The following is a 14053-nucleotide window of genomic DNA, read 5'->3' on the forward strand; positions in this document are numbered from 1 at the left end:
GAGGAACCATGGCCCGCATTGAAAAGATCGAACTGCGCATGGTGGACCTGCCGCCGAAGGTGAAGCGCACCGATGCGATCCAGAGCTTCGTCAGCCAGGAAACACCAATCGTCACCATCACCGATTTCGACGGGGCTTCCGGCACCGGTTATTCCTATACGATCGGGACAGGCGGTTCCTCCGTCATGCGACTTCTGTCGGACCATCTGGCCCCGCTCCTGATCGGCGGAGATGCCGATTGCATCGAGGCTATCTGGCACAGGCTGGAATTTGCCACACATGCCACGACGATCGGTGCGATCACGGCGCTGGCACTCGCCGCCGTCGATACCGCGCTCTGGGATCTCAGGGCAAAAAAGCAGGGTCTGCCGCTCTGGAAACTGGCCGGCGGTGCCAAGGAAAGCTGCCCGCTCTATACGACCGAAGGCGGCTGGCTGCATATCGAGAAGGAAGCGCTCGTCGAAGATGCCATGCAGGCAAAGGCCAAGGGCTTTTCCGGCTCGAAGGTGAAGATCGGCAAGCCGCACGGCGCCGAGGACTACGCCCGGCTGGCTGCAATGCGTGCGGCGCTCGGCGATGGCTTCGAGATCATGACCGACTGCAATCAGGGCTTTACCGTCGATGAAGTGATCCGCCGCGCGGCGCGGCTGAGAGAGCTCGATCTCGCCTGGATCGAAGAGCCGCTGCCGGCCGACGATCTCGACGGCCATATCCGGCTGTCACGCTTGACCCCGACGCCGATCGCCGTCGGTGAATCCCTCTATTCGATCCGGCATTTCCGCGAATATATGCAGAAGGGCGCCTGCTCGATCGTGCAGGTCGACGTCGCCCGCATCGGCGGCATCACGCCCTGGCTGAAGGTGGCACACGCGGCCGAAGCCTTCGATATCCCCGTCTGCCCGCATTTCCTGATGGAGCTGCATGTCAGCCTGGTCTGCGCCATCCAGAACGGCAAATATGTCGAATATATCCCGCAGCTGGACGACCTGACGGCCAAGGGCATGGAGATCCGAAACGGTCGCGCCGTCGCCCCTTCCGAACCCGGCATCGGCATCGAATGGGATTGGGATGCCGTGAAGGCCCGCAGCGTCGCCGAGTTCACCACGGAAATCACGCAAGGGCGGTAGAACATGCAGCGCATGGGCATGGTGATCGGGTTGGAGCCCGACAAGGTCGCAGACTACAAGGCACTGCATGCCGCCGTCTGGCCGGAAATCCTGACGCTGCTCTCGGTTTGCAACATCAACAACTATTCAATCTACCTCAAGGAGCCGGAAAACCTGCTTTTCGGCTACTGGGAATATGTCGGTCACGATTTCGATGCCGACATGGCGAAGATGGCCGCCGACCCGAAAAACCAGGAATGGTGGGCGGCCTGCATGCCCTGCCAGAAGCCGCTTGCTACGCGCAAGGAAGGCGAATGGTGGGCAATGATGCCGGAGGTGTTTCACCTGGATTGAAGTCCAGACTTGCGCATGCGTTGAAGCTCCGCAACCGCTCAATAGGATCTGTCGAAGCCGAGCTCAAACCAATCAAGCGCATCATCCGACAAGAGTTCCTTCTTCGCCAGGCCATCCAGTATCCATTTGCCATAGGTATCGCCCTTCGGGAGTGGCCCAATCTTCAGGCGCTCGGCGATCTGCAGGGCGATGGCGGTCTGATCCCTTGCTTTCAAGAGCAAGACCAGCCGCCCCGCAAGGTTCGGGCCGCCCTTCCTCCTCCTGTCCAGCGTTCCAGCCACACAGCCTGTGAAATAACCGGCTCTCTTGGCCCTCGGAAACCAGGCGCTGCCGTCGTCAAAGGTCGGGGTGCCAAGCCTCTCCTGGATGGATTTGTCCCGTTTGCCCCAATGGAGCACAGCATCAAGCTGATCAACCACCTCGGCGGCCCTATCGCTCGCGAACATGAGACGCACATATTGGCAAAGAGCCGGCGCGCCGCTGCTCCTCTCGATCTCATCACTCACGCCGGCGGGATCGGCGATAATCGCCGCGCCGAGTTCACTAAGAATTTTCTTCCGCTTCTGCTCATTGAGGGCGGTCAGATCGTGCCTGCCCCTGATGAAATCGCTCCAGGTGGCGACGGCCTGGTTGTGCCCCATCGCGGAAATCGCGGATAACATCAGCATAACCGCGACAAGCGCATGCCTGAAAGCGGATTTTACCATTCTGACGGAACTCCGTGGTGTCATTTCGATCTGATGCAGCCTCGACTATTGTCCAGATTCGAAGGCTAGGCGAGAGCGTGGCGGCTTACGATCAGCTCTTATCCACCTCGACAGTCGCCGTCAGGCCGGCAATCAGCCTGACATCGTCAGGAACGTTGTCGATGCTGATGCGCACCGGCACGCGCTGGGCAAGACGCACCCAGCTGAAGGTCGGGTTGATATTGGCAAGCAGACCGGTGCCGGAAGTGCGTTCGCGATCCTCGATGCCGGTCGCAATGCTTTCGACATGGCCGTCAAGGCTCTGCGAATGCCCCATCAGGTGGATGGAAACCTTATCACCGGGGTGGATGCGCGGCAGCTTGGTTTCCTCGAAATAACCCTCGACGCGCAGCGAATCCGTATCGATCAGCGCGATCTTGGCAGTGCCGGCGCTGACATAGTCGCCCGGTCGCAGGCTGAGATTGGAAACCGTGCCGTTGACCGTTGCCTTGATCTCGGAGCGGTCGAGATTGAGCGCAGCGAGATCACGGTTGGCTTTCGCCTGTCGGAAGGCGGCCTCCGCCTGTTCTTCGGCCGTCTGCGCCTGTTCCTTCTGCTGCAGAGAGGCGGCGTCGCCGAGGCGGCCCTGACGCTCGCGCTCGCGATGCGCCTGGTCGAGGGCTGCCTTGCTGCTTTCAAGCGCTGCCTCAGACTGGGTGAGAGCGATCGCGAACCGTTCGCGATCGATGCGGAAAAGGACATCGCCTTTCCTGACCATCTGGTTGTCGGTAACGAGCACGTCGCTGACAAGGCCGGAAACATCAGGCGCGATCCCGACAACATCGGCACGCAGGCGCGCATCGCGCGTCCAGGGTTCGTCCATGTAGTGGCCCCAGAGACCGCGGCCAACGAAGACGGCGGCGATGACAACGGCAAGGGTGACGATAAGGCGGCCAGTGAATTTCAGGGCGTTCATGCAAAGTACCAGCGTGTGATGGAGGAGACGGCTCCGAGGACGAGCACGTAAAGGGCAAGGTCGAAGAGACCGCGATGCCAGACGAGGGAATAGGCACCGAGCCAGGCAAGCATCCGTCTGACGACGATGATCAAGAGAAGGCTCAGTACCATGAGAACAAGGAGGCGTGGCACATAGACGCCGTAAACATCAAATTCTGCGGGCATGACAATTACTCAGCGGCAAGCGGTAGAAGTTGCGGCGCAGCCTCGGCCGCCTGCCAGCTTGCTGGCGGAGCTGCGTCAGGGAAAAGTGCGCGCCTGACACCGACGAGCGCGTCGATACTCTCGGCGCCGCGCATGTCGTCTTCGAGCGCGATGATCTTCAGGCTGTCGTCGATCGACTGGCGCAGGCCATCCTGCGGATCGACCGCCCGGCCGGCCTCGATACGGCCGTGGTAGAAATCGGCAATGCCGGAGAGAACAGCGCCGAGCGAAGCCGCACTGGCGCCACGCAGTTTCTTGCGCTCGTTCTGCAGCACTAGCACGTTGAAGCCGATGCGCACTTCGGCAAAGCCATCCACTTTCTTCAGCTCGCGATCCTCGACGACGGCAAGGCGCGGAACGAGCTGGCCGAGGCGATCGAGAATGCGGCCGGAGAGTTTCTCGTGATCGGCGCGGCGCTCGCCGGCAGCCGTCTCGGCAAGATCGCTCCAGCCCGCACGCACCAGGCGCCAGGCCGCAAGCTCCGCGCCGAAGGGGCGGGCAATCAGAGTCCAGACCAGGGCAAAGCCGACGCCGGCGAGGGCCGCGATGGCCTCATTGGTGAAGGTGGTGAAATCCGAGGCATAGCGATCCTGCAGCGCAATGAAGGAGGCGCTGTTCACCGTGAGCAGCATGGCGAGCATATTGAACTGCGGCTTCGGGATCATCAGGCCGAGCAGCAGGAAGGGCGGAGCGAAGACCAGAACCAGCAGCTCGTAGCTGTTAACCATCGGCAGGATGCCGAAAATGTAGACGAAGGAGATGACTAGGCTGACGCCGCACCAGATGAACATCGAGGTGATGAAGGGGGCCGGCCGATCGAGCGAGGCGAAGAAAGAGCAGGCAACGGCCGCCATGGTGACGAAACCGGCGCCGTTCTGCCAGCCGCTATAGATCCAGAACATGCAGGCGACGAGAATGCCGGCAACAACGGCGCCTGCCTGGAAGGCAAGCAGCGCATAATCGAAATGCCTGATACGGCCGACGATCTGGCGATGGCGAAAGGCTGGCCGCCAGGGACCGGAATGTCTGCCGCTGACGATTTCGTCGCGCAGCGTCAGGCAATCCTGCCAGAGATCGACGATCTCCTTCAGACGCGCCAGCGCGCTCGACAAAAGCAGGTCGCTCCAGCGGCGGTCCGGATCGGTCTCGCGCAGGCTTTCGATCTGCCGCACCAGTTTTTCGGCCGTATCGTCAGCCTGCGATTTCGCGCCGCGGCCTAGCCAGTCGGCAACCTCGTTCAAGAGGCAGATCAGGTCTTTTGGGAGCGTCTCGCCTTCGGCCCGCAGGGCATGAAGCCGGTCGGCAAGCGAGGAGAAGAGCGGCAGAAGCATCAGGAGACGACCACGCAATTCGCGCGAATGGCGTACGATATCGCGGCTGCCGGCATCATAGCCGAGCTGGCTGATGATGAGATCGAGGCCGGTGACGTCAGCTGCCAGTTTCTGCCGCTTCAGGGGTGTAGCCGGTGTGGCGCCCTCGCCGCGCAGAATATCGTTCGCCCAGCTTCCGGCATCGTCTAGCCAGGTGGCGATGCGCTGGCCGAGCACGCTGCGCACGCTGGTCGGGAAGACGACGGCGCTGACGAGGCTCGCGCAGACGATGCCGATGATGATCTCTTCCGAGCGGGCGAGCGCCGTATCGAAGATGGTGTCGGGCGAACCGACCGACGGCAGGGCGATCAGCGGCAGGGAATAGCCTGCCAGCATGAAGACATAGCTGCGCGAGGATCGGTCCAGCATCGAAATGAAGAGCAGCGTGCCGGTCCAGAGCGCGATAACAATGCTCAAGAGCTCCGGCGCGTTGACGAAGAGCGGCACGAAGAAGACCGCTGCGCTGGCACCAAGCAGGGTGCCGAGCGCGCGATAAAGGCCCTTGGAGCTGGTCGCACCTGCAAGCGGATTGGCAACGACATAGACGGCCGCCATCGCCCAATAGGGCCGTGGCAGATCGAGGGACAGGGCGACGAAAAGGGCAAGCATGGAAGCGAGAAAGGCCTTGGCCGAGAAGAGCCAGTCCCGCCAGGAGGGAAGGGTCACGGTGTCTCCTCGAACTTCTGGGTTACGGCCGCAACCTGCGACGGGCTGATCTCTTCGAAGGCAGCGAGGACGCGCACCGCCGCTTCGAGATCGGCTTCACTGACATCAGCGAGGATCCTGCCGCGCAGGTCGTCGAGAATGGCTTCCATGCGGGTTGCGAGGCTCTGGCCCTCCTCCGTCAGCCAGAGACCTTTTGCCCGCCTGTCGATCGGGTCGTCCTTGCGCACCACGAGCTCGAGCGCCTCCAGCTGGTCGAGCAGCCTCACCAGCGACGGCCCTTCGATACCGACATGATTGGCCAGCACGATCTGACGCACGCCGCCGCCGAGACGTCCGATCCACAACAGCGGCGCCGCGCAGGCTTCCGAAATGCCGTGGGAAGTCAGCGCAAGATCCACCGCCCGGCGCCAGTTGCGGCCGGTCGACAAGAGGTTCGCGGTGAAAACGCGCTGCAGGGAGGTGAGCGATTGCATGGGCTCTTTAATAGCATCAAAATAGTTAGTATTCAAACGATATTCTGACGAATGCAAATTTCACCGGTATGGAGCGTTCATAATGCGGCGTCACGAAGAATGTGATGCGGCGTTTCGCTGCTGCGACGAGGATTGAAGGGCCGCGATGCTCACCCGCAGCCGAGGTGCGGCGAAATCAAGGAAATGACGCATCTTCAGCGGCATCTGCCCACGCGCAAGATGAATGAGGTGAATGGGCGCCGGTTCGGGTTCGAAATCCTCGAGCACCAGCCTCAGTGTGCCTGCGGAAACGTCTTGTGCCACCTGATAATAGAGCAGCCGGGTGACGCCGGCACCGCGGATCGCCGCCTCCGCAGCCGCTTCCGTCGTGGTGACGGAAAGCCGCGGCGTGACCGCCACCTCGATCGGTTTGCCGATGCCGGACTTCCGAAACTGCCAGCCTGCAAACGGGGTTAGCACTTCAACGCCAATGCAGGGCAGATCCAGTAGATCGGCCGGCTCCTTCGGCACGCCACGACTGGCAAAGAGACCAGGACTGCCGCAAACCACCCGGCGAACCGAGCCGACGCGTGTTGCGACCATGGCGCTATCGGGCAGATTGCCGATCCGCACTGCCATGTCGACATGCTCTTCGACGAGATCGATATTCCGGTCGGCCAACATCAGACGCACGTTGATCGCCGGAAAGGCGGCCAGAAAATCGGTCACGACAGGCAGGACGTGAAGGCGGCCGAACTGCACCGGCGCCGTGATCACCAACTCACCCTTCGGCATCGCAAACTCTCCCGATGCCTGGCGTTCGGCTTCCTCGACCTGTTCAAGAATGCGTTTTGCGGCTTCCACATAGGTAGCCCCTGCATCTGTGAGGGCGATCTTGCGAGTAGTTCGGGTTAGCAGTTTCGTTGAAAGCAGAGCTTCAAGCTCGGTAATCTTGCGGCTCAGCGTCGGCAGCGGAATTTTCAGCGAACGGCTGGCAGCCGACAGGCTTCCCCTGTCCACCACCTCCAGCAGGATCGACATGGCTTCGAACCGGTCCACAGCGTTCTTCCAATTTCTGGTAAAATCACTTTCATTTAAAGCATATTCTCTTTGCAGATGGAAATCGACACATTCGTATCAACAAGCCAATCACGGTTTGCCCTGTTCTGAAGGAGATCTTCCATGTCCCGCATTTCTATTCCCGCCAAAGACGACGCCCCTGATGCGGCGAGGCCGATACTTGACGGCATCCAGAAGGCACTCGGTTTCGTTCCGAACATTTTTCGCCTGGTTGCCAACAGCCCGGCAGCGCTGACGGCGTTCACCGGCTTTCAGGGGGCGTTGTCGAAGACGCTCGACGTCAAGACCCGTGAACGCATTGCGCTCGCCGTCGCACAAGTGAACGGCTGCGACTATTGCCTTTCCGCCCATACCTATCTCGGTCTTAATCTTGCAAAAATCAGCCCGGAAGAAATCGCGCTGAACCGCAAGGGTGCGTCCGCCGATGCCAAAGCGAGTGCTGCCGTCAGCTTTGCGGCCAGGATCGCCGAGGCTCGCGGCCATATCACTGACAGTGACATGGCCGCCGTGCGTGCTGCCGGCTTTTCAGATGCGCAGATCGTCGAAATCGTCGCTCTGGTCGCGGAGAACACCTTCACCAATTATCTGAACGAAGTTGCAAAGACCGATATCGACTTCCCGGCTGTGCCGGCCGCCAATGCGGCCTGACGGATGAGGAGCGGGGTGAAGCTCCGCTCCGTCCAACCTTGAGGAGATGGATCATGTCCTACGGATTTCTCGACATAGCCTCGACACCCAGCGTGCGCGCCGCCCAGGCAGAAATGGGACTCCAGGACTTCTGGACCAATCTGCCGACGGACCGGAGCTTCGACCGCTTCACGGAAAACGAAAGAGCCTTTATCGCCTCTCGCGACAGCTTCTACATGGCCACCGTTTCCGAAACGGACTGGCCCTATGTGCAGCATCGGGGCGGTCCGCAGGGTTTTCTGAAAGTGGTCGATGACCGCACGCTTGGCTTTGCGGATTATCGCGGCAATCGCCAGTACATCAGCACCGGCAATATTGCTGCCAATGACAAGGTCTGCCTGTTTCTGATGGACTATGCCCGTCGCGCAAGGCTGAAGATCTATGCGCATGCCGAAAAGCTCTCGCTCGACGCCGATCCCAAGCTGACGGACCTGCTGGCCACGCCTGGCTATCGGGCAAAGCCTGAACGCCTCTTCCGCCTGCGCCTCGAAGCTTTCGACTGGAACTGCCCGCAGCATATCACGCCGCGTTATACCGAGGCGGAAATTGCTGTCGCCGTCGAGCCGCTCCGCCAGCGCCTCGCAGAACTGGAAGCCGAGAATGCCGCCTTGCGGGCGAAGGCCGGCTAACGACGAAACAAGGCGCTGCTCAATGCGCCTTGTAGTGCTCGCCGCCCGTGGCCTCGCACCTGAGTCGGCTGGCCGGGTGGACCGTCAGTCGGAAACCGTCACATCGATCCAGCGTCCGGTCCCCTGGCTGCCGTAGATATCGACGTCAATCCAGACATTGCCTTGAACGATCATTGCGGCAGCTTCCCTGGTCATGGTCCCGTTGCGGAGCATGACTTCAAGGGATTGACGATTGGCGGGATCGGCAAAGAAGGAGTCCGACTGGTCATCATTGTCGCGGATACCGTATTGATGGAAATTCGCTCGATCCTGGCGGATGATCTGCCAAGGTTGCGTGAGCCGCGTTCCTTTCGAATTGAAGAGATCAGCCTCGCCGATATAGGCGCGGTAGTGCTCAATGGGGCGGTTCGTATGCGTGCCGGTCACGCTCGACTGCGCAAGCACGGGCGCGCCGACAAAAAGCATGCTGACCGCGATCGAAATAAGTTTCTTCATGGTGATCCCCTCCGGGCATGAATATTGCGAGTTGACGATCTTTGCCAGGGGCAAGGCCGTGGATGGTTAACGCCGCGATCGGGCCTTCTCGCCGCGATCGACATGCACCCATGGCAAGTTCCGGGGGCACGGCGGCCATTATTTCTCCCTTTTCATTGCAATGGTAAGGTGGATCGCGCCAGCGCGAAACATCCGGGGAGGCATTGGGCTGACATATGGCAAGCAAGTGCAGGATAACAGACTGCCTTTCGACGGCGATCCTTCTCACCGGCCTTGCCGGCGTTGCGGCCGCCGACCAGCCGGATCCGTATGGTCAATTCAGCGAACGTTGCCTCGGGCGGGGGCCGGATTTCCAGCGCACCGTCGCCGCTGCAAAGGACCGGGACTGGCCAGTTCTCGCAACGGACATGACCACCAGTCTCACGCCGGTGGAAAATCCGGTCGCGTTGGAAGGCTGGAATCTGACCACGGAAGGAGATGGGTCATTCGAGGCCCTCGTCGTCGCGCGGGCGTCTGTAGGCGACAGCAAGGTGGAAAGCTGCACCATGGCCTATGCGGAAGTCGACGCTGCGGCATTTGAGCGTCGCCTCGTCGATGAGACGCGCGCCAAGGCGTCCGGCACGAAGAATGGTCAGGGGCGCATCAGGAAATTCTTCGAGGCCTCGTCTTCCGAGCGCAAGCAAGCGATCACGCTCGACCTGCCCCTCTATCCGAACGGGCACGACGAAGTCATCGTCAGCGTCGTCTCGGAGCAGCAAATCGAAAACTGATCGACTGCTCTGGTTCGCTCTAGTGCCAGTGGACTGTCAGTTACGCGGCGGTCGGCGATGCGCCCAGGGCGTGGAAATCCCGCCAGACTTGTTACTCCCGCGTGTCCATCCCTCGGCCTAGGCTCCACGATGACCATCCGGAAACCCCTCCTGATGGCACGACCATTTACAGGAGCAAGCCTTGAACATCGAAAACAAAACGGTCCTGATATCAGGCGCCAATCGCGGCATCGGCCGGGCTCTCATGGACGAAGCGCTGCGGCGCGGCGCAAAACGCATCTATGCGGGATCACGCGGCGAGCAGCACCATGAGGATGAACGCGTGGTTTTCGTGAACCTCGATATTACCGACGAGTGGGATGTCCAGAAAGCGGCCGCCGCTGTTCAGAACCTCGATATCCTCATCAACAATGCCGGCATCTTCATACCCGACGATCTCGGCGATACGGACATCATCAATCGCCATCTGGCAGTCAATTTCTTCGGTCCGCTAAGGGTGACCCAGGCGTTTCTGCCGGCACTGGTGCGATCGAAAGGCGCCATCATCAACAACCTCTCCCTGTCGGCGCTCGTGCCGGTCGCGTCGACACCGGCCTATTCGATTTCTAAGGCGGCCGCCCATAACCTGATGCAGGCCTTTCGAGCGCTCCTCTCGGCGCGTGGCGTGGCGGTGCACAGCTGCTTCACCGGGCCTGTTGATACCGACATGACGCGCGGCTTTGAGGTGCCGAAGTCGCCGCCCGGCCTGGTGGCGTCAGGAATATTCGACGGCTTCGAAAGAGGCGAGGAGGATATCTTCCCCGATCCCTATTCCGAACGCTTTGCCGATCGCTGGCGCACCGGCGTCATCAAGGTTCTCGAACAGGAGTTGCCGCCTACGTCCCGCCGGCGGCCGAGGTGGCTGAGGACTGCTGTCACCACTGACATTCTGTTTGCGCGCGAACGGCATTGGCGCGCCGTTCGCCGCAAGCGACTGTCTACTTCATGTAAAGCGAGCGAGAGCGCTCGAGATGCTTGAGCACCGCGGCTTCGGCGCCGTCGGCATCGTTGGCGGCAAGCTGCTCCAGGATCTCTTCATGTTCGGCGAGCGTATACTTTTCCTTGCCGGTCCAGATCAGCATTTCCGTATGATATTCCTTCAGCCATGCCAGCATGGCTTCGCTGACGGCCACATAGATCGGATTGCCGGAAATCTGGGCGATGCGCGTATGAAATCGCATGTCGGCGGAGATGAATTCCTCGGCATGGCCGAGCGATGCGCGCTGATGGTCGATGATCTCGCGAAGCGCCTCGACGTCAGCCCGTTTGGCGCGTTGCGCCGCTTCACGCGCCATGCCGCGTTCGAAGAAGATACGGGCGCTCTTCAGGTGCTCCAGCGAATCGGCCGATTGCGCCAGCATGATCTTCGCCGTCAGGTCGACCTGCCGGAAGATCGACTGGGCGGTCAGTTTCAGGACCTTCGCACGCTCCCCGTGCGAGATGCTGACGAGACCCTTGTTGGCGAGAGACTGCATCGCCTCGCGGATCGCCGGACGACCGACGCCGAAGCGTTCCATCAGAACGCGCTCGGAGGGCATCTCGTCGCCCGGTTGCAACTCTCCTGACGTGATCAGCCGTTCCAGCCGGTCAAAAACCTCATCGGACAGTTTTCGACGGACTATTGGCTCGATGGCTGAGGTCATGGCGTCTCGCTGGCTCAAATCTTCTCTCCCCTTAGCATTTCCACCGACCGACGACAAAGCGCGCCACGCGAAATTCACACCTGTTGAAAATTTCCGTTGCAGAAAATGGAATACTCATTATACCAGATTACAAGTTGACGCCATGGCTTCTTGATGTGGCGAGAGGAGCAACCGGCAATTTCATGATGATAGTCCTGACCTACCGCATCGAGACGCCCGGCAGCGTCGAAGCGATGGCGAACAAGATCGCTTCCGATCAATCGACCGGAACCTTCGTTCCGGTTCCGGGCGAGACTGAGGAATTGAAGTCGCGTGTCGCGGCCCGGGTGCTCGCCATCCGGCCGCTGGAAGATGCAAGTCACCCGTCCTGGCCGGAAGCGCCTGACGGAGTGCGGCTCAATCGCGCCGATGCCGACATCGCTTTCCCGCTCGATGCGATCGGCACCGACCTTTCGGCGCTGATGACGATCGCGATCGGCGGAACCTTCTCGATCAAGGGCATGACGGGCCTGCGCGTCATCGACATGAAACTTCCCGAGGCTTTCAGGGATGCCCATCCCGGGCCGCAATTCGGCATTCCCGGCAGCCGCCGCCTGACTGGCGTCGAGGGACGGCCGATCATCGGCACGATCGTCAAACCGGCGCTCGGTCTGCGTCCACATGAGACGGCCGAGCTCGTCGGCGAACTGATCGAATCCGGCGTCGACTTCATCAAGGACGACGAGAAGCTGATGAGCCCCGCCTATTCGCCGCTGAAAGAGCGCGTGGCGGCCATCATGCCCCGCATTCTCGATCACGAGCAGAAGACCGGAAAGAAGGTCATGTATGCGTTCGGCATCTCGCATGCCGATCCCGACGAGATGATGCGCAACCATGATCTCGTGCTCGAGGCAGGCGGCAACTGCGCCGTCGTCAACATCAATTCCATCGGCTTCGGCGGCATGAGCTTCCTGCGCAAGCGCTCCGGCCTCGTGCTGCATGCACATCGCAATGGCTGGGACGTGCTGACGCGCCATCCCGGCATCGGCCTCGACTTCAAGGTCTATCAGCAGCTCTGGCGGCTGCTTGGCGTCGACCAGTTCCAGATCAACGGCATCCGCGTGAAATATTGGGAGCCGGACGAAAGCTTCGTTGCCTCCTTCAAGGCGATCAGCACGCCGCTCTTTAGCCCCTCCGACTGCCCGCTTCCTGTCGCCGGCTCCGGCCAGTGGGGCGGCCAGGCGCCGGAGACCTATCGGCGCACCGGCCGCACCACGGATCTTCTCTATCTCTGCGGCGGCGGCATCGTCAGCCATCCGCAGGGGCCGGCCGCCGGCGTGCGCGCCGTCCAACAGGCCTGGCAGGCGGCCGTCGCCGATATTCCGCTCGACGACTATGCCAAAGATCATCCGGAACTTGCGGCATCGATCGCCAAGTTCGGCGACGGGAAGGCTGCGTAACGATGCGCGACCTGCTCGTCAGTTACTACGGCGACGACTTCACCGGCTCCACCGATGTGATGGAAGCGCTCGCCAGCAACGGTATTCCGACCGTGCTCTTCCTCGGCATTCCGGATCAGGCGCTGCTCGATCGCTTCCGGGATTGCCGGGCCATCGGCATTGCCGGAACGAGCCGCAGTGAGAGCCCGGCCTGGATGCAGGAACATCTTGCACCGGCCTTCCAATGGCTGAAGGGGCTGCAGGCGAGCATCTGCCACTACAAAGTCTGCTCGACTTTCGATTCCGCGCCTGAGGTCGGCAATATCGGCAAGGCGATTGAGATCGGCAAAGACATATTCGAGCAAGAGCTCGTGCCCGTCATCGTCGGCGCGCCGCAGCTCAAGCGCTATACCGCCTTCGGCAACCTCTTTGCTGCCTATCAGGGACGTGTCTTCCGCATCGACCGGCATCCGGTCATGAGCCGCCATCCGGTTACACCGATGCATGAGGCGGATCTTGCCTTGCATCTCGGCAAGCAGACCGAGCTTGCCGTTTCGCTCGCCGACCTGACAATGCTTGCATCATCCGATGCCGATGCCAGGATCGACCAGCTGACGAACAAGGGCTCGGGCATCCTGCTTCTCGACGTCGACTCTGGCGACAGCCAGTCTTCCGCCGGACGACAGCTGCAGCGCATCGCGGCTGCCAAGGGCGGCTTCGTCGCCGGTTCCTCCGGCATCGAATATGCACTTCTCAACGCGTGGCGCGAAAAAGGCCTGATCGGACAGAGTGTAGAATTCCCGTCGCCGGGCGAGGTGGATCGGCTCGCCGTCGTTTCCGGCAGCGTTTCGCCGACGACGGAGCGACAGATTCGCACGGCAATATCCGACGGTTTCCATGATATTCCACTCGATCCTCTGGCACTGGTCGGCGCGAATGCCGAAGCGGTACTGGACGTCGCGGTCGCTGCGGGCCTCGCCGCTCTGAAAGCCGGCCGTAGTGTCATACTGCACACTGCACTTGGCCCTTCGGCCGATCGCGGCGCCGATATCGATCAGCTGCCAGGCGCCCGTCATCGGCTCGGTCGCGCGCTCGGAACCATCCTGCGCCGTCTTGTCGAAACCGAAGGGCTTTCGCGGGCGGTCATCGCCGGTGGCGACACGTCGAGCCACGCGCTGAAGGAATTGCGCGTCGATGCGCTGACGACCCTGCTGCCGCTGCCGCAGACCCCTGGTTCGCCGCTCTGCACCGCCCATGGCGGCCATGGGCCGACGGACGGACTGCAGATTGCCCTGAAAGGCGGGCAGGTCGGATCCGATGGTTACTTCGCGCAGATCCGGGACGGACGAACATCCTGATTATCGATCAGGTGCAATCGGCCCCTCGAATGCCAATGGAATGGTGATTGACTCATCATACCAGTTACTATACCAATCC

16 protein-coding genes are annotated in these 14053 nt (G+C 61.2%); 8 read left to right on the forward strand and 8 right to left on the reverse strand.

Annotated features, from left to right (window positions below):
- Positions 1-8: 8 nt before the first annotated feature.
- Together LVY75_09135 and LVY75_09140 are read left to right on the forward strand one after the other, a co-directional pair.
- Positions 9-1127, forward strand: coding sequence for a mandelate racemase/muconate lactonizing enzyme family protein (locus LVY75_09135; GenBank protein XAZ20273.1), 1119 nt, complete (start codon positions 9-11; stop codon positions 1125-1127).
- A gap of 3 nt (positions 1128-1130) precedes the next feature.
- Complete coding sequence (locus tag LVY75_09140) at positions 1131-1460, forward strand: L-rhamnose mutarotase (protein ID XAZ20274.1); 330 nt, start codon at positions 1131-1133, stop codon at positions 1458-1460.
- Between the two features lie 38 nt (positions 1461-1498).
- On the opposite strand, the gene LVY75_09145 is transcribed toward LVY75_09140, so the two are convergent.
- From LVY75_09145 to LVY75_09170, 6 genes are all read right to left on the reverse strand, one after another.
- Positions 1499-2167, reverse strand: coding sequence for a hypothetical protein (locus LVY75_09145; GenBank protein XAZ20275.1), 669 nt, complete (start codon positions 2165-2167; stop codon positions 1499-1501).
- A 91-nt stretch (positions 2168-2258) separates the two neighbouring features.
- Positions 2259-3122 carry an HlyD family secretion protein gene (locus tag LVY75_09150; GenBank protein ID XAZ20276.1) on the reverse strand — a complete coding sequence of 288 codons (864 nt, stop codon included), beginning with the start codon at positions 3120-3122 and terminating at the stop codon, positions 2259-2261.
- The gene (locus tag LVY75_09155; GenBank protein ID XAZ20277.1) at positions 3119-3328 is read right to left on the reverse strand and encodes a DUF1656 domain-containing protein; all 210 of its coding nucleotides are present in this window, start codon (positions 3326-3328) and stop codon (positions 3119-3121) included. The genes LVY75_09150 and LVY75_09155 overlap by 4 nt, the downstream gene beginning before the upstream one ends.
- Before the next feature lie 5 nt (positions 3329-3333).
- On the reverse strand, positions 3334-5403 hold the full coding sequence (locus LVY75_09160; protein ID XAZ20278.1) for an FUSC family protein: 2070 nt from the start codon (positions 5401-5403) through the stop codon (positions 3334-3336).
- Entirely contained in the window at positions 5400-5876 is a 477-nt protein-coding gene (locus tag LVY75_09165) for a MarR family transcriptional regulator (GenBank protein XAZ20279.1), read from the reverse strand. The genes LVY75_09160 and LVY75_09165 overlap by 4 nt, the downstream gene beginning before the upstream one ends.
- A gap of 90 nt (positions 5877-5966) precedes the next feature.
- Complete coding sequence (locus LVY75_09170; GenBank protein XAZ20280.1) at positions 5967-6914, reverse strand: LysR family transcriptional regulator; 948 nt, start codon at positions 6912-6914, stop codon at positions 5967-5969.
- Between the two features lie 123 nt (positions 6915-7037).
- Here LVY75_09170 and LVY75_09175 point away from each other — a divergent pair, with 123 nt between their 5' ends.
- Both LVY75_09175 and LVY75_09180 read left to right on the forward strand, forming a co-directional pair.
- Positions 7038-7583 carry a peroxidase-related enzyme gene (locus LVY75_09175; GenBank protein XAZ20281.1) on the forward strand — a complete coding sequence of 182 codons (546 nt, stop codon included), beginning with the start codon at positions 7038-7040 and terminating at the stop codon, positions 7581-7583.
- Between the two features lie 53 nt (positions 7584-7636).
- Positions 7637-8251 (forward strand): pyridoxamine 5'-phosphate oxidase family protein, encoded by a 615-nt coding sequence (locus LVY75_09180; GenBank protein XAZ20282.1) that lies wholly within the window; start codon positions 7637-7639, stop codon positions 8249-8251.
- Between the two features lie 84 nt (positions 8252-8335).
- Here LVY75_09180 and LVY75_09185 read toward each other — a convergent pair whose 3' ends face one another.
- A complete protein-coding gene (locus LVY75_09185) occupies positions 8336-8746 on the reverse strand; it encodes a hypothetical protein (protein XAZ20283.1) in 411 nt (136 codons plus the stop codon).
- 215 nt (positions 8747-8961) lie between these two features.
- Between LVY75_09185 and LVY75_09190 the strand changes: the two genes are divergently transcribed.
- Together LVY75_09190 and LVY75_09195 are read left to right on the forward strand one after the other, a co-directional pair.
- Positions 8962-9516 (forward strand): hypothetical protein, encoded by a 555-nt coding sequence (locus LVY75_09190; GenBank protein ID XAZ20284.1) that lies wholly within the window; start codon positions 8962-8964, stop codon positions 9514-9516.
- 181 nt (positions 9517-9697) lie between these two features.
- Positions 9698-10534 carry an SDR family NAD(P)-dependent oxidoreductase gene (locus LVY75_09195; GenBank protein ID XAZ20285.1) on the forward strand — a complete coding sequence of 279 codons (837 nt, stop codon included), beginning with the start codon at positions 9698-9700 and terminating at the stop codon, positions 10532-10534.
- Here LVY75_09195 and LVY75_09200 read toward each other — a convergent pair.
- Positions 10494-11198, reverse strand: a complete 705-nt coding sequence (locus LVY75_09200) for a transcriptional regulator NanR (GenBank protein XAZ20286.1) — start codon at positions 11196-11198, stop codon at positions 10494-10496. The two genes, LVY75_09195 and LVY75_09200, sit on opposite strands and share 41 nt — an antisense overlap.
- 182 nt (positions 11199-11380) lie before the next feature.
- Between LVY75_09200 and LVY75_09205 the strand changes: the two genes are divergently transcribed.
- On the forward strand, positions 11381-12637 hold the full coding sequence (locus LVY75_09205) for a ribulose-bisphosphate carboxylase large subunit family protein (GenBank protein ID XAZ20287.1): 1257 nt from the start codon (positions 11381-11383) through the stop codon (positions 12635-12637).
- A 2-nt stretch (positions 12638-12639) separates the two neighbouring features.
- On the forward strand, positions 12640-13974 hold the full coding sequence (locus LVY75_09210) for a four-carbon acid sugar kinase family protein (GenBank protein XAZ20288.1): 1335 nt from the start codon (positions 12640-12642) through the stop codon (positions 13972-13974).
- Positions 13975-14053: the final 79 nt, after the last annotated feature.

Source organism: Sinorhizobium sp. B11, assembly GCA_039725955.1.
GTDB lineage: Bacteria > Pseudomonadota > Alphaproteobacteria > Rhizobiales > Rhizobiaceae > Rhizobium.